A 25367-nucleotide genomic window follows, 5' to 3' on the forward strand; every position below is an offset into this window, starting at 1 on the left:
GAAAGTATGAATAATAACGCCCTGACAGGATATTTTATTGCACCCTGTCAAAAGTCATACATTCTTTCCCGGTTTTTGCTTTCTCATACCGGATAACTCTATTTAAGGCTTAAGGATAACCTTCGTCCATCCTTCATCCCGCTCATCGAAGTGCTTATATCCGGCAGGAGCCTCTTCAAGCGAAAGACGATGAGAAATTATTTTGCCCGGACTGGCTTTATCGTGATGGATGAGGCGAGACAGCTGACGGTTATAGGCCTTAACGTTCGCCTGGCCGGTACGGATTGCCTGTCCTTTAAACCAGAAACTCCCAAAATCAAATGGCATCTTACCCTCTCTGGCAAGCTCCGATTCAGCCCCCGGATCCTGAGGAATAAAGACGCCAACCACACCAATTCCCCCGGTTGCTTTCGTCGACGCAACAAGACTGTTCATGGTAACAGAGTTATCTTCATGGCCATGTTTGTTACAGCACTGATAGCCAACACATTCGCAGCCACAATCCGTACCGCGTCCATCCGTCAGGTCGAGAATTTTTTGTACAGCTTCATCGCCAGTAGCATTGATGCCCGTCGCCCCCATTTTTTCAGCCAGAGCCAACCGGTCTGTGTGCGTATCAACCACAAACACCTGTGAAGCACCTTTAATGATCGCCGAATGAGCTGCCATCAAACCGACCGGCCCCGCGCCATAAATGGCCACGCTTTCACCAGGCTTCAATCCGGCAAGTTCTGTTGCATGCCAGCCGGTAGGAAAAATGTCAGAGAGCATCACATAATCATCTTCTTTTTCTGCCGCATCAGGGGGAAGAACAAGGCAGTTAAAGTCGGCAAATGGCACCCGAAGCAGTTCCGCCTGACCTCCCTCCCAGGGACCCATTTCAGCAAAACCATAAGCTGCGCCTGCCGTACCCGGATTGGTAGTGAGACAAAAGCCGGTCAGACCTTTTTCACAGTTTTCGCAAAAACCACATCCCACGTTAAACGGCAGACAAACATAGTCGCCCACCTTAATACGTTCAACGCCTGAGCCAATTTCGACCACTTCACCCAGGTTTTCGTGACCCAGAATCCGTCCCTGTTCAAAGCTGGTCCGGCCCTCATACATGTGCAAGTCCGACCCACAAATGTTGGTGGTGGTGATGCGGACGAGTACATCCGTGGGGCGGACAATTTTCGCATCCGGTACGTCTTTTACTTTTACATCATAAGGACCGTTGTAAATTACTGCTTTCATGATCTTCTCCTTCTTGCGTGCGGAAAGGAAATGCTGCCCCGCGGATTGGGGTATCAATCGAGTTTAGCTGCCATAACAGATCTCGCGATCGGCGAAAGGACGATTAGGATGTTTCTTAACTAAGTGCATTGAAGTCTGTAAGACAGGTACTTACCGATGAAGGCTGCCTGGAAAACGTAAAAACATCACACGTTAATCCGGTTTTTTTAAGCAGGCAAGGGATTACGGACAGCTTTGAGCGAGAAGCGGATAAAGTAAATCTATCTCATTTCTGCATTGTGCCAGAAGTAGACATAGGTGAATTAGGTAACCCTAGAGATGCACTTTGAATCAATGATATGAAATGCTGAAAAGGTAATTAACTAATTCAAAATTTGAATAATCAGTTATCTCTTCCATGCTTAATACGTAACCTTAGCTAAGGAGAAATTATGTTAGACGAATACAAAAAATGCATCGAAGCCTGTTATCTATGTGCAACGGCATGTGATAACTGTGCGGCTTCGTGTCTCGACGAAGAGAATCTGGAGATGATGCGCGAGTGCATAAAACTGGATATGCAGTGTGCAAATATCTGCCGTCTTGCAGCTCAATTCATGACACTAAATAGCGGGTCTGCCCAGGATCTTTGCCGTCTTTGCGCTGATGTTTGTCAGAAGTGCGGTGACGAGTGTGGAAAGCATGAACATGACCATTGTCAGGATTGCTCAAGCGCTTGTCATCACTGCGCCGAACAATGCAGAAAGATGGCCGCCTGAGAAAAACTCAAATTACCAAACCCGCTTCGGCGGGGTTTTATATTCCCGGTAATAAGTCGTAGAAGGATGAGATAGATGAGTTTAAGAGTACGGGCGGGAAATAGATCTACTCGAAAGTACTAGCCTCAATGACAAATTCTGGCACAGATTATTTGATTGGCTCAATGTCCGTTTTCGCTGACAGCGGACTGCACCCCGCCGGGGTGACCGCTTCGTGCCAGAATTGGACGTTTCCAAAATCTGCATGCACTAATCGGTGGAGAGCAGATCTCACTGCATAGCCATGCAGACGCGCAGAAATCATCAGGGGCGTTTGAAAGGTGCCGGAAACAGGCGGGAGGCCGCAGAAACGTGCTGAGGGCGCCTGCGGCGGTGCGCCCAAGGGTTGTTATGTTTAATATGGCAGAACTTTCCTGTCGCTATCATTTTGACGCCCGCTATTCGCTCATAGATATGCCTGTCGCGTTTGCGGCTTTACTTGTTATACCCAACCTGCCTGATTTTTATCGCCAGCATCCCGGAATTGAAATTATCCTGAGCAGCTCAGACCGCCGACGGAATATGCTGCATGATGGCCTGGACTGCATACTGAGGGTGGGGGAGCTGGACGATGGCGACTATATCGCAAAGGAGGTGGGAACCGTTAAAATGACGACCTGCGCCAGTCCTGCGTATCTTGATCAACACGGCACCCCGGAAACAATGGACGAGTTGCAGCAGCATCAGGCCGTCAACTGGATTAACAGCAGCAACAGACAAGTTATGCCCTGGACATTCGGGACGTCAGAGGGCTCCACCGAAATTGAACTTCCAGGCAGGCTTGTCGTGGATAACTCAGAAGCCTACATTGCAGCAGGCCTGGCGGGGCTGGGAATACTACAGGGCATGAATATTTTTTTGCAGCCTTATCTCGATCGCGGGCTGTTGGTAGAGGTTCTGCCAGATAATACGTCCCCGAATCGCAAACTGTAACTTCTGTATCCGCACCGCCATCTCTCCCGAAAAGTACGGGCGTTTACCGACTGGCTGGAAAGTTTATTGTAAACGCCTGGGGGCCTGCAGCCTGCTGGTACGTGCGCTGCCTTTTATCGGCCCGCCAGCTTCTGTATGGCTTCACGGACAGGAGCATCGCCAGACGTCAGCTCAATGATGACGCGGCTGACGGCAGGTTGCTCAATGAGTTCAGCCAGCGTAGCCGCCACGTCATCACGGGGCACGTTACCATACGGGATGGCCAGGCCGGCACGTACATAACCCGTACCAGTCTTATCCTGCAGCGCGCCGGGGCGCAGGATCACCCAGTCAAGCTCGCTTTGTGCTAGTTCCACATCGGCCATTTTTTTAACACGCATATAATTTTCGAATGATTCAGAAGTGGTTTCTCCCCGTGCGGACTCCGGGAATGCAGAAACGAGCAGAAAGCGAGACACACCGGCACTGAGGGCGGCAGCTACCGACTTTTTCAGCCCTTCGCCGTCGACCGCATTGGTCATCTCCTGTCCCCCCTTACCGCCGGCACCGGCAGTAAACACCACTGTATCACTACCTGCAAAGTGCATCGCCAGCGCAGCTGCATCCAGCTCTGTCAGGCTCCCACTGACGGGCTCAGCACCCAGCTCGCCTAGCAATGCCTGCTGCTCTGGCTTACGGTAGAGGGCACGAACAGCATGCCCCCTACCTGAAAGGATCCTGCACAGACGCTGGCCGATTTTGCCTGCACCACCGATAATGAAAACATGAACCACAGTTGTCTCCTTCTGGGGTTATGATGTGTCCGAAATTATAACCTGACATCAGGTCAGTTCCTTTGAGCCTGACCGATTGCACTGCATGCTGCTGCCAGCACCAGACAGCTGGTCAGATACTCAGTTGTTCTTATAGCTGAGAACAACAGCCGTACCGATTTAGCTCTCCCGTCACGATGAGAACTCCTGAACCGGTTACACGCAATGCCGGCCAATATCTTCCGTTATATTCGAAAGATCCACGCAAGTTACTGAAGTGCGAGGGACGCAATGTGTACCTTGAACGAACTGAAGTCAGCGGAACCCTGAAGGTTCGATTCCATAGCGTTCAGAAAACTGCTTGCTGAAGCTCGATAGTGAATTGTAACCCACCCGCCCCGCGACCGTTTTTACCGGCAGCGTCGATGTCATCAGCAGGCGGAGAGCCTCCGCGATACGTGCATCGGCGATAACTGAGCGTAAGCTGGTTGACTCACTGGCCAGGTGGCGCCGAAGCGTGGGGCCACTGAGTCCCGTCAGATCTTCAATTTCAGCAGCACTCCAGGGATGAGCCGGTTTGTCCGCTACCATCTGACGGATTTTCATGGCCAGACTTGGCTGCCGGGCTCGCAGCAAAGCATGGTATCCCATGCCATAAAGCCAGAGCACCACTTCAACCATGGCGTGCAGGGAAAGCGGACGCTTCCCTTCCCGCATTGCGGCTGTCCAGCGGTTAAGGGGTGAAAGAAGAGCTGATACGGAAATGGCTGCGATGCTGCCGGTGTCCTGTGGTGGTGGTGCGGCAAGTAACAGCCTGGCTGCTTCAAGCTGTTCCTCCGCGAGCACCACGCTCAGGGCAACAAACTCACCACTTTGTTCTGAAGGGGCATATTCTATATCGATGCTACGGGCATTCGGGACGACCATAATCTCGCCCGGGATCACCCGGTGCCATTTCTCATTTTCACGATACCGGAATTCTCCTTCCAGCGGGAAGGAAAGGGTCGCACCTTCCACCTCGAACTTCTTTACCTGATGCGTCTGTTCTGCGCGAAGGCAATCGCAGGGAAGTGGAAAACGGGAGCGTGCCAGGGTAAGAAGCTCAGCGAGGAGATCATCAACGGGAGAATCGGAAAAGCTGACTGTTTGCATATTCATCCGGAATTTGACTTTGACCGCTATTATACGTCGCCATATACAAAAGCATACAGCGACGCGTGCGGTTGTCTATTCCCGGATGACAAAAATCAGGCCGATTATAGTTATTGCCATACCCACAAGCATGGGCAATGTAATGGCCTCTCCAAACAGCAACCACGCTTCAGCTGCCGTGAGAATGGGAACCAGGTAAAAGTAAGTAGCGACTTTGGTTGCTTCACCGCTTCGTATCATAAAAATCAGCAACATAATCGCCAGAACCGATACGCCAATAACCAGCCAGCCCAGACCCAGCGCAAATGATAAGCTCCACTGCGTCGGAGCAGATTCGAACATCAGGCTAATTGCACCCATCGATATTGTCAAAGTGACGTACTGTAAAAACGTGTTCGCAAAGATATGTCCATCTCCCTGAGCACGGCGCTGATAAAGCGCTCCGATCGTTACGCCAAATAACCCCAGCATGACCGACCCAAAAGCCACAGGATCCAGTGCAAAACTATGCTGGCCTGGCGAGAGCACCAGGAAAACGCCCGCAAAGCCAATCGCAATACCCAGCCATTTCCGGGGATGCAGGGACTGACGGTGCATGAGTGAAACCAGTATTGCAGTCAGTACCGGCTGCAGGCCGGTGATGAGCGCCACAATGCCTGACGGCATGCCACGATGGATGGCATAAAAGCATCCGCCCAGAAAGAAGCTCTGCAGGAAAAGTCCGACAATCAGGTTGCGAACCATTCCTCTGCCGGACGGAAAACGGGCCCTGAACCCCAGTGTAAGCAGCAGAAGGACCAGACAGGAAAATGCGCCACGCAGGAATAAAAGATGAAACGGCGCGCTGTACTGCACGGTAAATTTGGCTGCGACAAACCCTGACTCCAGAGGAATACAAAAAGCCAGGGCGCAAGAGTAATGAGCCATTTTTTTGTGAGGCAGTGATATTCATAGTATTGCAGGTGGGTTCTTGTCGGGCGATATGAAAGGGGATCTTCCCGGTCACTATTGTGTGCACCGGGAAGGAAGGTGATCAGACTGCGGGTGACCACAGGTCGTAATTCAGTGCGAAGCTGTTACCTTCACGGATAACCTTACCGGTAGTAGGCAGGTTGAAGTGCATACCACTGACAGCCAGGTTATCGCTCGCTGCGCGGTCAAGCACTTTGCTACGGATGGCCGCCGCCGCCGCAGGATCGCTGTCGAACGCGATAGTAACGTCAGGCTGAGCAACCTGAATGTGCGGGAAGTGAACAATATCACCCCAGATGAGCAGCGACTCTTTTTCATCACCCAGCAGATAACCGGTATGTCCTGGTGTATGGCCGAACAGCGGTACAGTCTGAATACCTGGTAAAATCGCTTCCTCGCGGAATGGCACCAGTTTGTCGTCATAAGCGCTGAAGGCGTTCCTTGCTACTTCAAAGAACGGCTTGAATGCGTCAGGCGCGCCAGCGGAAATGGTTTCATCACGCCAGAAAGCGAGTTCTTTCTCATGCACAAACAACTGCTGAACATTGCGGAAAACGGGAGTCTGCAGGGGGCCTGCAAGCCCGCCGATATGGTCAGGATGCGCGTGAGTCAGGAGAAGGGTATCAATCTGAAGCGGGTCAATGCCTGCCGCGGCCAGGGCTACCTGAAGCCGACCGCCCCAGCCATTGATACCTCCGGCACCACTGTCAATCAGGATGGTTCGCTCAGGCGTCTGGATAACGTAGACGTTGATATTAATACGGGGTACTGCTGGCACACCGCGCTTCTGCAGTAAATCCTCGGCACGTGAGCCGTCAATACCAGACAGCAGCTCAAAAGATACGTCCAGATAGCCATCACTCAGCATGGTCACAGTCATGTCACCTACTTTTTTGCGATTGATAGCCGGGGCCTGCCAGTTCAGTTGTGAAGTCATATTGGTCTCCGTTACGATTAGAGGTCATCAGGTTTTACTTTAGCAATAGTAACGAAATTTCTGGTTCGAACTGCTCATCCTGCTACGTAAACCGCTCATTCTTAAAATCCGGAGCACAGCAGGTTATATTGCTTTTGCCTTTCTCATGTAAGGTGTCGGTATTATCTTTACCGGAGCCTGTAATGGACATTATTGGAATTATCATGTCGGCGGGAAAAGCCTCTGACCAGTCCTCAAGCACCCGACAATAGTGTCCCGCCTCAATCCCCGCCAGGGCAGAAGACTCCGGCAGGTAGGCCAGGCCGTAGCCATCTTTTACTGCCTGAAGCATTGGATAAATGCTTGAAAAAGTAAGCTGCCCGTCCACTTTTTTCACAATCTCCCCCTGCCTGACAAATTCCCAGCCATACAGCGGGCCTGTGGGTGACAGACGTATATTGATGCAGTCATGTTTTTCCAGCTGAGAGGGATGTAGCGGCAGACCTCTTTCTGCAAGATAGGTGGACGATCCAATGACGACAAACCGTATGTCCGGTGCGATTCGGACGGCCACCATATCCTTTAATATGTCATCACCAATTCGGACTCCGGCATCAAAATTGCCCTCAACAATGTCGACAAAACCGTTCTGCTGCGACATTTCCACCTTGATATCCGAATATTTTTTTAGTAACGGTGACAATCGTGGCCAGAGACATTCATGAATCATGTGATCTGATACCGTAAGTCTGACCAGCCCAGCCGGTGTATGGCGCAGTCTCTGAAGAGCTGTCACGCCCGCTTCAATGCGCGCAAGACCGGGTTCAAGCGTCAGTAATAATTGTTTACCGGCTTCGGTGACAGCCACCCGCCTGGTTGTACGCATAAGTAACGGCATGCCAACGCGCTCCTCGAGACGACGTATCGTGTGTGAAAGCGTGGATGCCGAGATCCCGAGGCGGACAGCAGCCCGTGAAAAACTGCACTCCTGTGCTACTGCCATGAATGCAACATAGTCATTAAAATCGTGACGCATACCGTTCCCGTTCAGGATCTCCGATAACATTATCAGAACCATTTAGGTTCATGATGCCGATTCTGTGAGCCATCAGGCAACCCCCCCGTTCCGCTCATCCGATCATAATTTTTATAAATCTAGATATTGGTAAATCTCAATATGTGGAATAAAGTGTCGTGGTTCTGCGGCTACATCGGCCGAACGACGACATGCCAGGTCGTAAATGCTGAGACATGGCGTTTCAGTGATATTGAAAATTCGCTATATCAGGATATGTAATGAAGACGAAAAACCTGTTCTCTCCCACCAGACTAGGTCCCTACACCCTGAAGAATCGTGTTGTACTTCCGCCTTTAACCCGCTCACGGAGCTCACAACCGGGTGATATTCCGAACGAACTGATGGCTGAATATTACGCACAGCGCAGCAGTGCCGGGTTTATGGTGACCGAAGGAACACAAATCGAACCTCGTGGGCAGGGTTATGCGTGGACCCCGGGGATCTACAGCTCACGGCAAGTGGAAGGCTGGAAGAAAGTGACGCGGGCAGTGCATGAAAAAGAAGGCATCATTTTTGCCCAGCTCTGGCATGTCGGAAGAGTATCCCATAACTCCCTGCAGCCATGTAACGCCTCGCCTGTCGCTCCGTCGGCGATACCGGCAGGGGAAAACGTTAAGGTATTCATCGAAACCGGGCCGGGAGAGGGTGCGCTGGCTACCGCTTCCTGCCCCCGCGCACTGGAAAAAGAGGAAATTAGTGAGATTGTCAGGATGTACGCCGGGGCAGCTCAGAACGCCCTTGATGCCGGTTTTGACGGTGTGGAAATTCACTGTGCAAATGGATACCTGGTTAACCAGTTCATGTCATCCCATAGCAACAAAAGAGAGGATGAATATGGTGGCTCATTACATAACCGGCTGCGGTTTCTGCGCGAAGTGACGCAGGCTGTCGCTGATGTGGTCGGTAAAGACCGTGTGGGAGTCCGTTTTGCTCCGCTCTTTCAGACCACGGATGAAGTAAGGGTCTATCTTGGCCTGGTGGAAGATGATCCCCATGAAACCTATACCGAAGCCGTTAAAATTCTTGAAGAAATCGGAATAGCCTATATTTCTCTTGCTGAAGCCGACTGGGATGATGCTCCCGAATTGCCTGAAGCATTCAGAGCTGAAGTCCGTAAGTTATTCAGCGGTGTAATTATGTATGCCGGGCGATATACGCAAGAAAAAGCCGAACGGATTATCGGTGCTGGCTGGGGAGACATTATCGGATTTGGCCGCCCGTTCATAGCTAATCCGGATTTACCGCAGCGCCTTTATCATGAATGGCCACTGAATCCGGTCGATCCAACAACCATGTATGGTGGAACGGCAAAAGGCTACACAGATTATCCCGCCTTTGGCTAACCATTCTTATGAGCATCAGCTTTTCAAAAGCTGATGCTTAACGTAGAGAAGTATCGTAACATTGCAATTCCTCAATGCGACAAGTGACAGAGTTTATGCCTGATATTGATTTGAATGACGTGATTAAGGCGCTGGGAAACCCTGTTAGAAGAAAAATTCTGCATATGCTCAAGGAACCGAAAATACACTTCCATCAGCCTTATGCTGATGCGGACGAGTTCGGTGTGTGTGTCAGTATCATTCAGGAAAAGGTCGGGCTCTCACAGTCTACCGTTTCTCTTTACCTCTCAGCTCTTCAACGGGCACAACTTGTTACTTCTCAGCGCATCGGTCCCTGGACGTACTACAAACGTGACAATGATAAAATAAGGGTTGTTCTTGAGTTGCTGAAAAATACAATCTGATACAGGACTGAGCACATTCAGTGTAACAGTACCGGGGGTTCGTACTTGCGATCCCGGCAGGCATTCCATGAAAGCGCACTAATTCCTCAATATCAGGCTGCAGACCGGTCATAAGAGGCTAATAGTTTTGCAAAATATCCACCAGTTTGGGTCAAATCACTCTGTCGGTTGGTGTGCATACTCGGTGCAAGGACCTGCAGATATTTAAGATGGCGGATAGCTTGTTACAGTGCCGCTGATGACATTCCGACCCTGTTGCCGTCCGGGTAAGATAATACCTCTGACAGCGGTCATAAAAGCCCAACATAATTGTCTTTCGAGCCATATATTAATCGCTCATCGCGCTCTCTTTTTCGAAGAGGTGTCACTTAATCATGATCGGTCAGTACAAAAAGACAGTGCTTTTCCAAATTCCGGACGGTTGTATGCGAAAACGGTGAAGCTCAACAAATGGTGTCATCGCTGTGCAATGCTCTGCGGGCTCATTCTTTCAGTTAACTGTTTGGTTACAGCTTCAATGAAGTATTTCAGTTAATTCACAGCGAGGGTTTGAGGAAACCACGCTGTGATTACCCAACGCTCATCCGGAGCATCCGGATTGAACTGTCGCTGGAGCTTGTTGGGCGACACGATACTGGCCTCGCCTTTACATGCCCTCGGGCTCCGGTATCCGACCTGAGCCTTTATCCCGACACGTTTCATCAGTCGCCAGACTCTGTTCACTCCGCACTGTTGCCCGCTGTCCCGCAGATCCAGATGGATTTTGCGATAACCATAGACGCATCCCGATTCCAGCCAGAACTGTTTAATCTGTCCTGTCAGTCTCAGGTCTGCCTGATGGCGTTGTGAATGCGGCTGCTGAAGCCAGGCGTAAAAACCACTGGGATGTTCATCCAGCACCCGACAGAGCAGGCGAACAGGCCAGCAATAGGTGTTGTCACGAATAAAGGCGTACCTCAGTCGGACAGCTTTGCGAAGTACGCCGCGGCTTTTTTTAATATGTCCCGTTCGTCGGTAACCCGCTTCAGCTCTTTCTGAAGACGGCGGATCTCGGCCTGAGCATCTGACTGTTCTTTATTAGTGGAAGAATCCGGACCGTAGTTCTTTATCCAGGCGTAAAGGCTGTGGGTGGTGATATCGAGACGCGTTGCAACGCTGGCAACAGAATAACCGCGATCAACAACCTGTTTGACTGCTTCAATTTTAAACTCTTCAGGATAACGCTTACCGCTCATGGGCACCTCTCTTTAAGTCATCTTAAATGACTCTGAGGTGTCTGTTAAACCTGTGGCGATTCACCTCGCGTCCTTCCGTTCAGTATAGCCTCAGTCCCTGACACCACCCGAGAACGGAATGACGTCCCCTTTCTCCCTCCCGGTGTTGCGTTCAAGCTCCCTGACATACTGCTGTAAAAGTATAAGGTTATGTAACAGCTCTACATTTTCAGCCATCATCTTTTTGATTTCTTCCCTCAGCTCATTTCTCTGACGGCGATACTTTTCTTTCAGCTTGATCTGCTGCTCAATGCCCTGCTCATCAACCGGCGCGGTGCCCTGGCACGTTTTTTTCAGACTGCGGATAGCCTCCCTGACCTGCCTGTACTCAGGACAGTTATAATTCAGGGTGCCGTTTGCCAGCCCCGCTCGTTTTTCCACAGCATACTGGCTGATACGCTCCCCTGATAACATCAGTTCCCTCAGGGCCTGCTCTGCTCTTGCCTGTGTTTTTTTAACCCCCGACTGTTCGTTCGTCATGCTCTATTCATCCTTTTCAAAAAAACGGACAGCATCTGCATAAAAATCTCTCTCAAGCATCAGAAAATCCCTGTCAGCCTGAGGAGCATTATTTCGCACGGCAATCTCCAGAAGGTTGTCATAATGAGCCATCCTGCGTTTCCACACGGGAACAGAATCAGCTCCGGCCAGCATGTTCTCACATCCCGGATTGCAGGACGCTGACTGAACAACCGCCTTAAACTCGCAGTCATGGCCATTCATGCAATAAAAACCGTTTCCAAGAGATACCAGTTTTTGCCCGCCTCGTTTAGCCATGCTCATCGCTTTTTTCAGTGTAGGAAACGTCATCTGATGTAAGTGCCCACCTCTCTGGGACATCAGTAACTTCCCGCCTTCGCCATAAAGCAGGCCTTCATGCTGATAAGAAACAGCCCTGGAAGCTGAGAGTTCGGTATCAACCCTCTCAATCTCGGCAGCGAATGCCTGAGGGATCGCCCGGCTAAAATGCGAAGCGTTGAGTGCACCGGACATATACCACTCCGTCATGCCTCTGATTAAGTGCTTAAACTGCCGGATAAGATCATTAGTAGAAATCAGATCAAGACGCCTGAGGTGTACAGCAAGTGAACGGCGAAACTGATGGGTTCGCAATGGCCAGAAAGCCCCCTCCCGAATCTCCATCGCAACGCGTTCATCATCACGTATGTTTGGATTTAAAAGCCTGAACTCATCAATATGGTCACGTCGGATGAACAGATGGTGTCTTTTCACAAATTTCTTTGCCCACTCAGTCTGGCGCTGCGTCCCCATAAAAGAGAGTTTTTGCTCCGAGAACCACGACCTGATATTTAAAGACAATGGAACATTGTCCAGCGTCTTCCCGTCCAGGCCTGTCATGATTTGATTAATTCTGCGTAAATGCTGAAAAGGCTTTTCCACATAGCGACAAACAACCCAGTCTTCGTGACTTCCACCTTCCGGGGCGAACTTATGCAACACCGAACGAAGTCCCAGGATATCACCATCATAAATCAGTGAACCGTGCATCACGCCAAGCACTTCGCTGTGTCTCATCCCCGACATGGCCTGTATCACATTCATGACTTTTAACGTCAGCTCAAAATGCCAGGTGTTCAGCTTTATGTGATCAACGCCAATAAAATCAGATCTCCAGCGCTTATTTTTATGTACCGAGAACCAGCCCTGCATCCCGGGGCCAAGTGTCGCGAAAAGCGCCCGAATTTCCCCGGCAACAATATTGTAGTAATACGCGGCCCGGTAATCCGGTATGCTTTTTGCTGTCCCTCTTTTACGGGCTTCCAGCATCGACGTATAGTAAGGCGAATCATAAAAACCGTTTATGATAGCGCACAGCCGGGAAAACCCGTCAAAATCGAAATCACTGATTTCAGCATCCAGTTCAGTAATCAGCCCTTCCCAGACAGACATCATAAGACTGAAAGGCATACAATATGTCTGGTTTGAATCATCCACACTGTTGTAACTGTCGAAGCTAATATCAGGAAAGTAACCGTATTTTCGAAGACGGGTATGACCTGTCAGCGAGATATCCGCCAGGTCCATAAAGTAATTACGTAATGTTCTTTCAGAACGCTTCCTGCCGTGCTCATCCTCCTCCTTCATCTTTACAATGAAAGCATTCCGGACAAGCGGAAAACGAAGCTGAAACAGACTGCGATACCCCATAGACTCAATAATACGGGCTCCCGCCACAATGTTTGCACATTTCCGGATCAGGGACTGCGTCTTCGCGGTCCTGCCGACAATCCAGAGCAGGCTGGCTGAGATGATTTTGGCTTCAAGACGCAGTTCAGGATCCCGTATGCCTGAAAAATTAACGGTTCTTAACGTTTCACCAATATGGGTTCTGACATAGCGATTGGTCCAGACATCATCCCTGAAATAAATATTCAGCGTCTCCTCATTGATAAAACGCATATCATGTTCATCTGAGCTGGCGATAACCAGGCAGTTATTCAGACGTTCAAAGCTTTTGTTTTCTAGTGCCTCACAGATGATATCCTCAGTCGGAAACTCATCCCCTGAACGAAGCGGCGTTCCGGCAGGAAACTCCGCCATTCGACTACGGCTTACCTCTTTTTTCTTCAAATCTGCCATACCGGAGCCACACCTTCTCGCTGAAGTTTAACGCGCGCTTTTTTCAGGGTCGCCTCATCTACCAGCCCAAGCCGTAAATCAATCTTCAGGAGTAACGTTTCATAACGCTCCACAGCATTGACCGAACCGATGTACAACGGTTTTCCATACTCGATAGCATGCCTGAATGACAGCAGGAGCCATACAGACTCCAGCGTTTCCACAACGCAACTTTTTGAACATTCGACACAATGAGAAAAATCCGCACAAGCCTTTGGTGTCCGGCCAAATCGTTTTTGCTTTTTTATAAAGCGCAATTCAATATCTGTAGGCGGCTCCTGCGATCGACATCCCAGGCCATTCAATAAAAGATCCACACCCTCATCGCTTCCACGCAGATCGATCCCCAGCTCATCAGCAACTTTTACCCGCTCGGATAACGCACGTGTCGCAATCCCCTGATTCATAAGCGTATCAAGTGCAGCACTGAAGTTTTCCTTCGCCCCCTGTGGGTTACCTGCAGCATAATTCCGCCTGTAAGTGCCCCAGTTATGCTGTGCTTTTTCCGCCGTAATCAGACCATTCTTTAATGTTCTGTCCGTATACTGCTCAGACGTTTTGCGCAAGCCAGAAACGGTAATTGATGGAAGCGAGGGATTAAGCTGCCGCATCGTGGCCCACGCCCCCTCAGAGTTAGAAAATTTAGTCAGATGACTGGGATTAAGAGAATAAAGCTTACGGAATTTCACCTGCGGCTCACTCAGAAACAGCGCCTGTACCGGAGGGAAGTTATCTGCGGAAACCAGATAGTTAACGATGTCGTCCCTGAGCCTGATAAAAGACAGAAACCAGTAATAGCCCGCACGTTTGGTCACATACTCCGATTTACCTATCGTCAGACGTATATACTTATTCGCTCTCCCCTTATAAACATAATCAGTGCTGATACCCTTTTCATCCAGATGTATATCATCCCGCGTCAGACCCAGAACCTGAGAGGTGTTTCCCCATGTGTGGTAACAGAACAGAAAAAAAGAAGTAAGAAAGTAATTTTCCAGAACGTCCCTGATGATGATCTCTGCCCTGCTGACCCCGTTCTCTCCCGGATACCGGAAATACGCTTCATAAACAGGTGCCAGCAAAGACGGTGAGAAATGCCGCACCCCTTTTTCCGATTTAGCGATATGCTCCCGGATACATCCCGCAAGGAACTCATTCATGGATGACAACTGCCTCAGGATCTCGGAAAGTTCATTCCTGGTATAGCTATCCCTTCCCTGCTGCTGATACGTTCCTTTCGGTAAGAATTCATATTCATACCGCCTCTGAATCTGCCCGCCCGTAAGCAAAAACCGGTTGACCACGGACAAGTAGTGTCTTGCCATCCTGACTGAAATTTTTCGCCGACGAATATCGTTCATGAGATGTTTAATATACATTTCAACGCCTTCAGCCGTGCCATAGTCATACTGATTGACTGACTGCCATATAAAAAACATATTGAGATAACGGAAAATGGTTAACCTTCCGGCGGGACGGTAAGACAGAAGAAATCGTTTCAGAGAGGCAATAAAATCGCGTTTTTCAGGGCGGGCAAGATGCGAATGTTCACTAAACCATCCGGGGAGCAACACATAATCTGAAAAATGAGCCTGAAGATAAACGTCAAGTAAATAATATCGGTTCAGATCCCGCTGAGTGATGTGTCCGCTGACCGTCTCCCATGACAGCACATTTTCGGCCATCCACGTTATCTGCGTTTCACTCCGGCTCATATATGGCTCCATCGCGACCTGCAGCACCGTCAATCAATGCGTCCATGACCCCGGCGACTGCATCAGAAATCTGGTTTTGCTGAAGAAAGACGATGTATTTCATCGTCGTATTTTCGCTTTTATGGCCCATCCAGTATTTTACTGTACCCAGCGCATTTGCGGCCTGATCGGGATAGCAACTCAGTGCCGAGCGTAAAAAATGGGTCGCAAACGTTGCCCGCAAATCATGGGGTTTATGTCTGAACACATTTCCCGGAGCAGACCGGGCCAGGCGATGGCGAAAACTGTACCAGCGGGAGTAAAAGGCTTTTTCAGACATCCGTTTCCCGTTTGCCATTAAAAATAAAGGCTCGTGCCGCCCTTCCCCACCCTGTCGTGCACGCCATTTTTGGATCTTCTTTTCATACTCCTCATCCGCCAGATAATCCAGAACCTGCTCGTACAATCGTCTGGTGATGAAGAGTTCTCGCGTCATCCCAAACTTCGTATGAACTCCGCATCTCGGACCAATATGAAGCCCCCTGATGGTCAACTCAGATACAGGGACACTGGCAAGGTACTCTTCAGTAAAGAGTGACGACGGCAGGGTCAGCATTTCATCCAGCCGTAACCCACAATTTTTCATCAGCACAATCATTAAACTGAACAACCCGGACTCAGATTTCAGTGCCTCATCCAGGATATGAACCTCTGCATCATTCAGTGGGTTGATTGTCCTTTTTGTTGTGCTGGTTATCCTGATGGCAAGATCCGAACTTATCACCTTGCGTCGCCCGTCAACGACTTTTTCGACCAACGTAAAAAATGAGCTGGCAGCCAGCTCACCACACTTGCCCAGAAATACGTAAAACCGTCGGATAACGCTGATGTACACCGCCGCGGTGGATGAGGCGATGCGCCCCTGCCTTACGGCCCCCAGAAGATACTCCCTGAAGCCATATGTAGGGCTTTGGTATTTCAACGTTCCCGGGGTGAAAGGGTCAAGTCCGTTATCCTCCAGCCACCTTATCCAGCGTAAAAATGCCCGGGCTAAAGGCTTTAAATCCCTGGCCTGCAGGATAGCTTTATCCATAAGATAAAAGTGTACATATCGGCTCAGTTTTCGATTCTGGATGCCGCTAATATAAGGTATTTCAGCATACAGAAATCCGGGTTCAAATTTCAGTTTCGGCTCTGTTGCATCCAGTTTGCTGACACGCCCATAACGCGCATGAATGTTAGTGATTATCCTCACAGTCTGTCGCCCTGAAACGCCACCTCATGCCTACACTATAAATCCGGAAGAAGAAAAAACAAACAACCAGGTTGCCGGGAGTGAATATGCAAATCAGGAGGAAAGTAAAAGATGTAACGACACCATCACGATGCAATACATTGACCTCAACACGTTACCCGGACCATACGTGATAAACATCACAAATCCTTTGAGTGAAGAACTTAAGATGTGATTTTCATTTCCCGGCACAAACCGTGCCCTTAAAAAACAGGCAACGGATACATCTTAATGCCAGAAGTAAACCTTAATTGATTGAATACAGCCTGAGTCCATTGCAAAAATAACACACAGGGTAAATTCGCATATACAGAACCCAACGAAAAGCAAAAGAAACCTGTAACACATTTCGTTTACCTGTCACTTTCAATTGTAAAAGCCAGCAGAAAAAGCGCATATAACTATATTTATCCCTGCGGGGACTTTTGTTTGTGCTATATATTTTTTACAGAGAACCGCAACGCGTCCAAACACAAGAATATATTTACCTCTGGAAAATGGTCTGACTCCCTTTCACGTGGTTGTAGTGACCTGTTCTGTGATTCATGTAATGTCTTTTCTGGATGAGGAAAATATGTCATCACTGATATTTTATACAGACGAAGCACAAGCACTGATTGTAACAGATACCCTTGCCGTCACCGATAATGGGGAGCCGTTATCTTTTGTTTCCAAAGCAGGTTACATCCCCCAGCTAAGAACCATCATAGCAGGTACGGGGGCAGGTGGATTTTCTAACACCTGGTTGCTTGAAGCATCAACCAGAATGGTCGTATCAGGTATACAAAATCTCAATTATCATACATCGGCCTGTCTAAGGAGGCTGTGGAAACAATACAAGCATGACCATGCAATTCCCTCTTCTTCAACGGTGACAACCAGTGTTTATCAGTTCGCAATTTGCGAGGAAACAGGAAATATCGTTTCGTTCGCCTATCGCTCAGTCCATGATTTCGAATCAGAGCAATTACAATACGGAACAGGAGTAAAACCTGAGTGCCAAATCCTGGATGGGGATTTGTTGCAGACAATTCCTGTAATGATGAATGAACAAAGGGCTATACAGGCGACATACTCACACCCGGAACGGATCCATATTGGCGGTGAGATGATTGCGCATTATCTGACATCATCTATGTATCAATGCTTTAAGATTGGGGAATTTGAGGATTTCAGAACTCAGGGAGAGTATATATTGAGCAGGATTTAGGCAAAACGCGGTTCAGATAAAGTGCTTTTAACAGGCTTGCTGAACATTAAAAGGATATCTCTCAATTACGATGAATAGCTTGAATTCTAAAAATAGAAAAGTAGAGTTTAACTCTAAATACATAAAAACAAGAGTAAAGGAGCAGCCGCCGAAGCAGCCGCGCATGATGTTTATTGAGAAACGGATCATCTCATACGCCGGGATTCGGCGCTCGCCGTATGCCGGATGCGGCACGCGTTTGTACGGCAGCGCGAAGACGCTGTCCATCTCTTCGGTGGAAAGCGGGATGGCCGGCGGGTTGATCCAGATAAAGCGCTCGCCGTGCTTTTGCATCAGCGCACGCGCGCAGCCCGGGTTGGTTTCGTGGTGCAGAATACGGGACGCATGCGCGTAGAGCACTTTATCGGCTTTGACCTTCTCAAAGGAAGGCAGCAGCACGTAGGTTTTTTCCCACGGTTTCGGGCGCGGCGGCTGAACAACGATAGCTTTCGTTTCGGCTTTCTTTGGCTCTACCGGTTTGTTATCCGCACACGGCAGATCGTCGCCGTACGGGTGCGGGATCGGGTCGATTTTACCCGGCATATCAATGATACGGGAATCCACCCCGCTCCAGCCCGGCAGCGCCTCTTTCACCATGATCGCGGTGTTGCGCACGTCGCGGATGCTGCTCACCGGCTCACCCTGTGAGAGACGGTGCGCCACTTCCACCAGCGGACGTTCACCGTTACCGTAAATCAGCATATCGGCTTTGGAATCCACCAGCACCGAACGGCGCACGGTGTCTGACCAGTAGTCGTAGTGCGCGGTACGGCGCAGACTCGCCTCGATGCCGCCCAGGATAACCGGCACGTCTTTCCAGGCTTCTTTGCAGCGTTGGGTGTAGACCAGCGTCGCACGGTCAGGACGTTTACCCGCGACGTTATCCGGCGTGTAGGCATCGTCATGACGCAGCTTACGGTCGGCGGTATAGCGGTTGATCATCGAGTCCATGTTGCCTGCGGTCACGCCGAAGAACAGGTTGGGTTTCCCCAGACGCATAAAGTCGTCTTTGCTGTTCCAGTCAGGCTGGGCGATGATCCCCACACGGAAGCCCTGCGCTTCAAGCATACGGCCACAGATAGCCATGCCAAAGCTCGGGTGGTCGACGTAGGCATCGCCCGTCACCAGAATGATATCGCAGCTGTCCCAGCCCAGTTGGTCCATCTCTTCCCGGGACATCGGCAGGAACGGTGCCGGTCCAAAGCAGGCCGCCCAGTACTGGGGCCAGGAGAAGAGGTCACGATCCGGCTGGATCAGGGAAATTGCGCTCATAGTGCTTCCGAAGAAAAAATAGACAAAAGGAGCGGGATTATACGCTGTTAGTCCGCCGGATTTGAAGAAAAGGATGCAAGAAGTAAACAGAAAATCCTGGAAGCCGTTAAAATACAGCGCACTGTTAATTTTGGATCATAATATCCACTATATCTTGCGGTAATCAGTTACCGGGATGCATTCTGGCACGGAGTTTCTTTGTGAAGTTCAACGATTCGTTACATGTGTCCCAGCTGCGGGTTGTGCTTCACCTCTGCGGTTTTCTGGTTCTTCTGTACAGCCTGTCCATGCTGCCGCCGATGGTTATCGCCCTGCTGAATAAAGAGCGAACCTACTTTGCTTTTTTAACCAACTTTTTGACCTTTTTTACCCTTGGCGGACTTACCTGGCGGGCAACACGTCATTCCGGTATACAGCTGCGCACCCGTGACGGTTTCGTGATTATCGTTCTGTTCTGGCTGCTGTTTTCATTGATTAGCGCCATGCCGTTATGGATGGATGACGGTCTGCAACTCTCCTTTTCCGATGCGCTCTTTGAAGGGGTATCAGGGATCACCACCACCGGGGCGACGGTGATTGGAGACGTCAGTGCCCTGCCGAAGTCGTACCTTTATTACCGCGCTCAGCTCAATTTCATTGGCGGATTAGGGGTCATCGTACTGGCCGTCGCGGTCCTGCCGCTGCTCGGTATCGGTGGCATGAAGCTGTATCAGTCGGAAATGCCTGGGCCGTTTAAGGAGGAGCGCCTGACGCCCCGACTCGCCGATACCGCGCGTACGCTGTGGGTAACCTATCTGGCGCTGGGACTGGTCTGCACGCTGGCGTACTGGCTGGCGGGCATGCCCTTTTTTGACGCCGTCTGTCACGGGCTTTCCACCGTCTCATTGGGTGGGTTTTCAACCCGAAGTGAGAGCATCGGGTTTTACGACAGCCACGCGATTGAGCTTGTCGCCGGGGCTTTTTCACTGCTTTCCGCGTTTAACTTTACCCTCTGGTATGTCGTCATCGCGCGCCGCACGCTGAAACCGATTCGGCGCAGCCCGGAGGTGAAATTCTTTCTCGGTGCCGCCACCGTCATTATCGCCATCACCGCCTGGCAGGTGTGGCACGCGGGGATGTACAACGGTACCGACAGCCTGGTACATGCCTTCTTTCTGGCCAGCTCCATGATGACCGACAACGGTCTTTCGACGGCCGATTACGCTCACTGGCCTCCCCACACCATTTTCCTGCTGCTGAGCGCCAGCTTTTTTGGCGGCTGCGTCGGCTCTACCTGCGGCGGGATCAAAGCGCTGCGTTTTCTCATCATGTTTAAGCAGTGTATTCAGGAGATGAATCAACTCGCGCATCCGCGCGCGCTGCTGAGTATTAAGGTCGGCAAAAGCGTCGTGAATGAACGCGTTCTGCGCTCGGTGTGGAGTTTCTTTTTTCTCTACGTGATGATAACGGGCTTTTTCGTCTGGGCGCTGAACCTGCTGGGATACGATCTGTTCACGTCATTTGCCACCGTTGCGGCCTGCATTAACAATATGGGGCTGGGGTTCGGCGAAACGGCATCAACCTTCGGGACGTTAAAAGACGAGGCCAAGCTGTTGATGTGTGCGGCGATGATTATGGGGCGTCTGGAAATTTATCCGGTACTGATCCTGTGCTCACGCTTTTTCTGGCGGGCATAAACATTCCCGGCGAACCGGGAATCGTATCGTGGTTTAGGGTGCCGGGTTGACCAGCATCTGGCCGACGGATCCCCTGTCCATCATCTCCAGCGTCTGGCTGTGGAACAGGAACGGGAAGTGCGGCCACGAAGGCTGTCCATAGTAGACCAGCAGTTCGACCTGCCCATCCACCCAGACGGTATCCTTCCAGCCCCTGTCTTCGGGGAACGGCATCGCGCCATTGACGTTGCGGATCAGGAAACTCACCCCTTCGATATGGAACGACTGCGGCATGTCCGAGCGAACCGTCCAGCGCTCCCAGGTACCCTGCTGCGCGGTAATATCGATACGGTTAACGTCCCACAGCGTGCCGTTGATCCCCGGATCGTCGCCCAGGCTGATATCGCGGCTGCGCACCGGCGAACCGCTCATGATCTCCTGCGGTAGCAGGCGCATCGGCAGGCTGTCGGTCACCAGCGGCAGCAGGCCGGTAGGACGCAGGGTCAGCACCAGGGTGGAGACCAGGATACTCGACGGCTCAAAGAAACCGCGAATGCGGTCCACAATGCTGGCCGCTTCGCCACAGGTGATCGACACCTCATCACCGTTGGTCATATCAATAAGGATTTCGCGGCGTTCGCCTGGCGACAGCGCCAGCTGCTTCACGGAAACCGGGGCCGGTAAAAAGCCCTGGTCGCCGGAGATGACGTGTAGCGCGCGGCCATCGCTCATTTGCAGCTGGTAGCGGCGCGAGTTAGAAGCATTCAGCAGACGCAGACGTACCCATCCGCGCGACACTTCGACATACGGACTTTGCGCGCCGTTAACCAGCAGCGTATCGCCAACGAAGCCACCGCTGCCCGGCTCACTGTATTCCGGCGTGCCGAAATTATCCAGCCGTTTGTCCTGAATAATGACCGGAAAATCATCCACGCCATAGTGGTTCGGGATTGGCAGGGATTTACTGATTTCATCTTCCACCAGCCACATGCCGGCCAGGCCGTTATACACCTGCTGGGCCGTGCGGTTAGGGGTATTGGCATGATACCAGAGCGTCGCCGCGCTCTGACGAATCGGCAGAACGGGCGCCCAGTCAGCGTTAGGCGACATCATGCGTGCCGCGCCGCCAAGCAGCGGGCCAGGCACCTGTAAACCACTGATGGTCATGGCGACATTTTCTGTCGTACGGTTACTGTAGATCAGCTTAACGTCATCGCCATTCCACACGCGTATGGTCGGCCCAAGGTAACGCCCGTTAATGCCCCACACCGGCGCACGCGTCCCCTGGGTAAAGGACCAGTGGCTGCGCTGTAGCGTCAGGAAAAGCGGCTGCCCGCGACGGGATTCTATTAACGGCGGAATGGGCAGCGGCTGTTGCTGCCCGGCGGCGTTGGCTGTCAGCGGCAGCGCACCCGCACAAAGGGCGATCCCGGAAGCCTGAATAAACTGACGCCGACTGAATGACATATAAGCTCCATCTGAAACGACTAACAACGCGGGAATTCGTTTTCCCTTTTAACGCCGGCTTACTTCTTACCGGCGGCTTCTCTCTCTGCGACTTCTTTGTCGAGCAGCGCAATATGCTGAGCCATCAGTTCACGGCAGTGTGCTGCCAGCTCGCGAACCTGATCTTTACCGTATTTGCTGGTATCCACCGGCGGCAGCATTTCGACAATCACCAGCCCGTTATTCAGGCGGTTAAGATTAATCTTATTAGAAGTATTGGAAACACACACAGGAATAATTGGAACACCTGCCGCAATTGCAGCATGAAACGCACCGGTTTTGAACGGCAGCAGGCCACGGCCACGGCTGCGCGTCCCTTCCGGGAACATCCATATTGAGATCCTGCGCTTTTTGAAGTGATTAACCACTTCAGCAATAGTGCTGTGCGCTTTCGCGCGGTTGTTACGGTCAATCAGCAGGTTACCGGTCAGCCAGTACAGCTGGCCGAAAAAAGGGATCCACAGCAGGCTCTTTTTGCCCACGGTCACGGTCGGTGGCAGAACAATGTTGGAGGCCGTCACCATATCGTAGTTGTTCTGATGGTTAGCGATAAAGATGGCGTTACCGAAGTTCTCAGCCCCTTCCGGCAGGCGTTTTTCAACCTTCAGGCCAAACAGCGGCGCAAGGCGGCCGAACATATGGCCGAAGGTGGCGACATGTTTCGGATTGCGCGGACTGAACAGGCAATAAATAGAGCCGAAAATACAGACCAGAATGCAGTAAATAATGGTAAGAATTAAACGAACAATGAATAGCATAGCGACCTCTGAAGCCCTGACAGCTGACAATTATACTTCACCTGTGGCCAGGTAAGGACTTTATTACGAGCGCGTATTGTTAATCGCAACGCACGAATTAACAACGATTTTACGGGAAATTTTATTGAAATTCCCCCTCCGGAACAGAGGGGGAGATAACGGCGTTACTCTTCGCTGTCGCCCGCGGTACTGCGCGCAGGAGAGTCAATCTCCACGCGGTCAATACGCTGCAGGCCGCGCATCAGCGAGCCACGTCGACCGCGCTCGCCCACCACTTTCTGCAACTCTTCCGGACGAAGCTTGATTTTACGTTTGCCGACATGAATGGTCAGCGTGCTCTGCGGCGGCAGAATAAAGAGGTGCGCCAGACCATCTACCCCTTTCGCCGCTTCCGCTGACGGGATGCTGATGATCTTGTTGCCCTTGCCTTTTGACAATTCCGGCAGGTCGCTGACCGGGAACATCAGCATACGTCCGGCGGCAGTGATCGCCAGCAGCATATCGCTGTCGTTTTCCACCACCAGCGGCGGCATCACATGCGCGTTGTCAGGCAGGCTGATCAGCGCCTTACCGGCACGGTTGCGGGAAACAAGATCGTTAAAGGTACAGATAAAGCCGTACCCCGCGTCAGACGCCAGCAGCAGTTTCTGGTCATCGGCTTCCATCAGCATATGGTCAACCGTCGCACCCGGCGGCAGCGTCAGCTTACCGGTAAGCGGTTCGCCCTGTCCGCGGGCAGATGGCAGCGTGATCGGGTCGATGGCGTAGCTGCGCCCCGTCGAGTCGATAAAGGCGACCGGCTGGTTGCTCTTACCTTTCACGGCCGCTTTAAAGCTATCGCCCGCCTTGTAGCTCAACCCTGGCGCGTCGATATCGTGACCTTTAGCACTGCGCACCCAGCCGCTCTGAGACAGCACAATGGTGACCGGTTCTGATGGCTGCATGTCGTGCTCATTCATCGCCTTCGCTTCTTCGCGCTCATGCAGCGGAGAACGACGGTCGTCACCGAATGCATTGGCGTCAGCCTGCAGCTCTTTCTTGAGCAGGTTGTTCATCTTGCGTTCGGACGCGAGGATCGCCTGCAGCTGATCGCGCTCTTTTTCCAGTTCGTTCTGCTCACCGCGGATCTTCATCTCTTCGAGTTTGGCGAGATGACGCAGTTTCAGCTCAAGGATTGCTTCGGCCTGGGTTTCACTGATGCCAAAGCGCGACATCAGCGCCGGCTTCGGCTCGTCCTCGGAACGGATTATCTCAATAACTTCGTCGATATTGAGGAACGCCACCAGCAAACCTTCAAGGATGTGCAGGCGTTTAAGCACTTTTTCCAGTCGATAGTTCAGACGGCGGCGAACGGTATCGCGGCGGAACGTCAGCCATTCGCTCAGGATCTCCAGCAGGTTTTTCACTGCCGGACGACCGTCAAGGCCGATCATGTTCAGGTTGATGCGGTAGCTTTTTTCCAGATCGGTGGTGGCAAACAGGTGGTTCATCACCTGCTCCATGTCCACGCGGTTGGAACGCGGCACGATCACCAGACGCGTCGGGTTCTCGTGGTCGGATTCGTCGCGCAGGTCATCCACCATCGGCAGCTTTTTATTGCGCATCTGGGAGGCAATCTGTTCCAGCACTTTCGCGCCGGAGACCTGGTGCGGCAGCGCGGTGATGACCACTGCGCCGTCCTCTTTGGTCCACACCGCACGCATGCGCACGGAGCCGCGGCCGTTCTGGTAGATTTTGCGGATTTCCGCGCGCGAGGTGATGATTTCGGCCTCGGTCGGGTAGTCCGGCCCCTGCACGATATCCAGCAGATCGTCCAGCGTGGTCTTCGGCTGTTCAATCAGGGTGATGGCGGCTTTCGCCACTTCACGCAGGTTGTGCGGCGGAATGTCCGTCGCCATACCCACCGCGATACCGGTAGTGCCGTTCAGCAGGATGTTCGGCAGACGCGCAGGCAGCATTTTCGGCTCCTGCATCGTACCGTCGAAGTTTGGCACCCAGTCCACGGTTCCCTGACCCAGCTCGCCCAGCAGCACTTCAGCGTAGCGGGAGAGACGGGATTCGGTATAACGCATCGCTGCGAAGGATTTCGGATCGTCCGGCGCCCCCCAGTTCCCCTGACCATCCACCAGCGGATAACGGTAAGAGAACGGCTGTGCCATCAGCACCATCGCTTCATAACAGGCGCTGTCGCCGTGCGGATGGTATTTACCCAGTACGTCACCGACGGTACGGGCGGATTTTTTGAACTTGGCGGTCGCATTCAGCCCCAGCTCGGACATCGCATAGACGATGCGGCGCTGAACGGGCTTCAGGCCATCCCCGATAAACGGCAACGCCCTGTCCATGATGACGTACATGGAGTAGTTCAGGTAGGCGTTTTCCGTGAATTCATGTAGCGCGAGGCGCTCTGCCATATCGCTCATTATGTGTGATTCCTCAACT

At 51.5% G+C, this 25367-nt stretch carries 18 protein-coding genes and 3 pseudogenes; 6 read left to right on the forward strand and 15 right to left on the reverse strand.

Annotated features, from left to right (window positions below; all coding sequences use genetic code 11):
• Nucleotides 1–102: 102 nt before the first annotated feature.
• Nucleotides 103–1236 carry a glutathione-independent formaldehyde dehydrogenase gene (locus HV340_RS19100; RefSeq protein ID WP_022651297.1) on the reverse strand — a complete coding sequence of 378 codons (1134 nt, stop codon included), beginning with the start codon at nucleotides 1234–1236 and terminating at the stop codon, nucleotides 103–105.
• Nucleotides 1237–1667: 431 nt separating this feature from the next.
• Here HV340_RS19100 and HV340_RS19105 point away from each other — a divergent pair, with 431 nt between their 5' ends.
• Both HV340_RS19105 and HV340_RS19110 read left to right on the forward strand, forming a co-directional pair.
• The gene (locus HV340_RS19105) at nucleotides 1668–1994 is read left to right on the forward strand and encodes a four-helix bundle copper-binding protein (protein WP_022649401.1); all 327 of its coding nucleotides are present in this window, start codon (nucleotides 1668–1670) and stop codon (nucleotides 1992–1994) included.
• Between the two features lie 447 nt (nucleotides 1995–2441).
• Nucleotides 2442–3038: pseudogene (locus HV340_RS19110) on the forward strand (LysR substrate-binding domain-containing protein); the annotation flags it as partial.
• A gap of 41 nt (nucleotides 3039–3079) precedes the next feature.
• Here HV340_RS19110 and HV340_RS19115 read toward each other — a convergent pair.
• The 5 genes from HV340_RS19115 to HV340_RS19135 form a co-directional block, all read right to left on the reverse strand.
• Nucleotides 3080–3739, reverse strand: a complete 660-nt coding sequence (locus HV340_RS19115) for an SDR family oxidoreductase (protein WP_007897903.1) — start codon at nucleotides 3737–3739, stop codon at nucleotides 3080–3082.
• Nucleotides 3740–4033: 294 nt separating this feature from the next.
• The gene (locus tag HV340_RS19120; protein WP_023279881.1) at nucleotides 4034–4870 is read right to left on the reverse strand and encodes an AraC family transcriptional regulator; all 837 of its coding nucleotides are present in this window, start codon (nucleotides 4868–4870) and stop codon (nucleotides 4034–4036) included.
• 75 nt (nucleotides 4871–4945) lie between these two features.
• Nucleotides 4946–5725 carry a DMT family transporter gene (locus tag HV340_RS19125; RefSeq protein ID WP_048702732.1) on the reverse strand — a complete coding sequence of 260 codons (780 nt, stop codon included), beginning with the start codon at nucleotides 5723–5725 and terminating at the stop codon, nucleotides 4946–4948.
• A gap of 178 nt (nucleotides 5726–5903) precedes the next feature.
• Nucleotides 5904–6779, reverse strand: coding sequence for an MBL fold metallo-hydrolase (locus tag HV340_RS19130; protein WP_017384065.1), 876 nt, complete (start codon nucleotides 6777–6779; stop codon nucleotides 5904–5906).
• 82 nt (nucleotides 6780–6861) lie between these two features.
• Nucleotides 6862–7794 (reverse strand): LysR family transcriptional regulator, encoded by a 933-nt coding sequence (locus tag HV340_RS19135; protein ID WP_158002126.1) that lies wholly within the window; start codon nucleotides 7792–7794, stop codon nucleotides 6862–6864.
• Nucleotides 7795–8054: 260 nt separating this feature from the next.
• Here HV340_RS19135 and HV340_RS19140 point away from each other — a divergent pair, with 260 nt between their 5' ends.
• The gene (locus tag HV340_RS19140; protein ID WP_023279877.1) at nucleotides 8055–9179 is read left to right on the forward strand and encodes an alkene reductase; all 1125 of its coding nucleotides are present in this window, start codon (nucleotides 8055–8057) and stop codon (nucleotides 9177–9179) included.
• Between the two features lie 95 nt (nucleotides 9180–9274).
• Nucleotides 9275–9583, forward strand: a complete 309-nt coding sequence (locus HV340_RS19145; protein ID WP_032415288.1) for a helix-turn-helix transcriptional regulator — start codon at nucleotides 9275–9277, stop codon at nucleotides 9581–9583.
• A 570-nt stretch (nucleotides 9584–10153) separates the two neighbouring features.
• On the opposite strand, the pseudogene HV340_RS19150 reads toward HV340_RS19145, so the two are convergent.
• The 5 genes and pseudogenes from HV340_RS19150 to HV340_RS19170 form a co-directional block, all read right to left on the reverse strand.
• A pseudogene (locus tag HV340_RS19150) lies at nucleotides 10154–10818 on the reverse strand (IS3 family transposase); the annotation flags it as partial.
• 90 nt (nucleotides 10819–10908) lie between these two features.
• Nucleotides 10909–11337 (reverse strand): hypothetical protein, encoded by a 429-nt coding sequence (locus tag HV340_RS19155; protein WP_017384060.1) that lies wholly within the window; start codon nucleotides 11335–11337, stop codon nucleotides 10909–10911.
• Between the two features lie 3 nt (nucleotides 11338–11340).
• A complete protein-coding gene (locus tag HV340_RS19160) occupies nucleotides 11341–13458 on the reverse strand; it encodes a hypothetical protein (protein ID WP_017384059.1) in 2118 nt (705 codons plus the stop codon).
• Nucleotides 13446–15212, reverse strand: coding sequence for a hypothetical protein (locus HV340_RS19165; RefSeq protein ID WP_007897920.1), 1767 nt, complete (start codon nucleotides 15210–15212; stop codon nucleotides 13446–13448). The genes HV340_RS19160 and HV340_RS19165 overlap by 13 nt, the downstream gene beginning before the upstream one ends.
• Nucleotides 15199–16446, reverse strand: coding sequence for a site-specific integrase (locus HV340_RS19170; protein ID WP_007897923.1), 1248 nt, complete (start codon nucleotides 16444–16446; stop codon nucleotides 15199–15201). Before HV340_RS19170 ends, HV340_RS19165 begins: the two co-directional genes overlap by 14 nt.
• Nucleotides 16447–17059: 613 nt before the next feature.
• Between HV340_RS19170 and HV340_RS19175 the strand changes: the two genes are divergently transcribed.
• Nucleotides 17060–17695 carry a hypothetical protein gene (locus tag HV340_RS19175; RefSeq protein WP_023279901.1) on the forward strand — a complete coding sequence of 212 codons (636 nt, stop codon included), beginning with the start codon at nucleotides 17060–17062 and terminating at the stop codon, nucleotides 17693–17695.
• Nucleotides 17696–17830: 135 nt separating this feature from the next.
• Here the strand turns inward: HV340_RS19175 and HV340_RS19180 are convergent.
• Nucleotides 17831–19006, reverse strand: a pseudogene (locus HV340_RS19180) (YgiQ family radical SAM protein); the annotation flags it as partial.
• Between the two features lie 200 nt (nucleotides 19007–19206).
• Between HV340_RS19180 and HV340_RS19185 the strand changes: the two are divergent.
• Nucleotides 19207–20682 carry a TrkH family potassium uptake protein gene (locus HV340_RS19185; RefSeq protein WP_059306216.1) on the forward strand — a complete coding sequence of 492 codons (1476 nt, stop codon included), beginning with the start codon at nucleotides 19207–19209 and terminating at the stop codon, nucleotides 20680–20682.
• A gap of 33 nt (nucleotides 20683–20715) precedes the next feature.
• Here HV340_RS19185 and ftsP read toward each other — a convergent pair whose 3' ends face one another.
• The 3 genes from ftsP to parC all read right to left on the reverse strand — a co-directional run bounded on the left by ftsP (nucleotide 20716) and on the right by parC (nucleotide 25348).
• Complete coding sequence (gene ftsP / locus HV340_RS19190; protein WP_020883655.1) at nucleotides 20716–22128, reverse strand: cell division protein FtsP; 1413 nt, start codon at nucleotides 22126–22128, stop codon at nucleotides 20716–20718.
• A gap of 59 nt (nucleotides 22129–22187) precedes the next feature.
• Nucleotides 22188–22925, reverse strand: a complete 738-nt coding sequence (gene plsC, locus HV340_RS19195; RefSeq protein ID WP_020883654.1) for a 1-acylglycerol-3-phosphate O-acyltransferase — start codon at nucleotides 22923–22925, stop codon at nucleotides 22188–22190.
• Nucleotides 22926–23089: 164 nt separating this feature from the next.
• A complete protein-coding gene (parC, locus tag HV340_RS19200) occupies nucleotides 23090–25348 on the reverse strand; it encodes a DNA topoisomerase IV subunit A (protein WP_063925592.1) in 2259 nt (752 codons plus the stop codon).
• Between the last annotated feature and the right edge of the window lie 19 nt (nucleotides 25349–25367).

The sequence above is a fragment of the Enterobacter sp. RHBSTW-00975 genome (assembly GCF_013615235.1).
Taxonomy (GTDB): domain Bacteria; phylum Pseudomonadota; class Gammaproteobacteria; order Enterobacterales; family Enterobacteriaceae; genus Enterobacter; species Enterobacter ludwigii.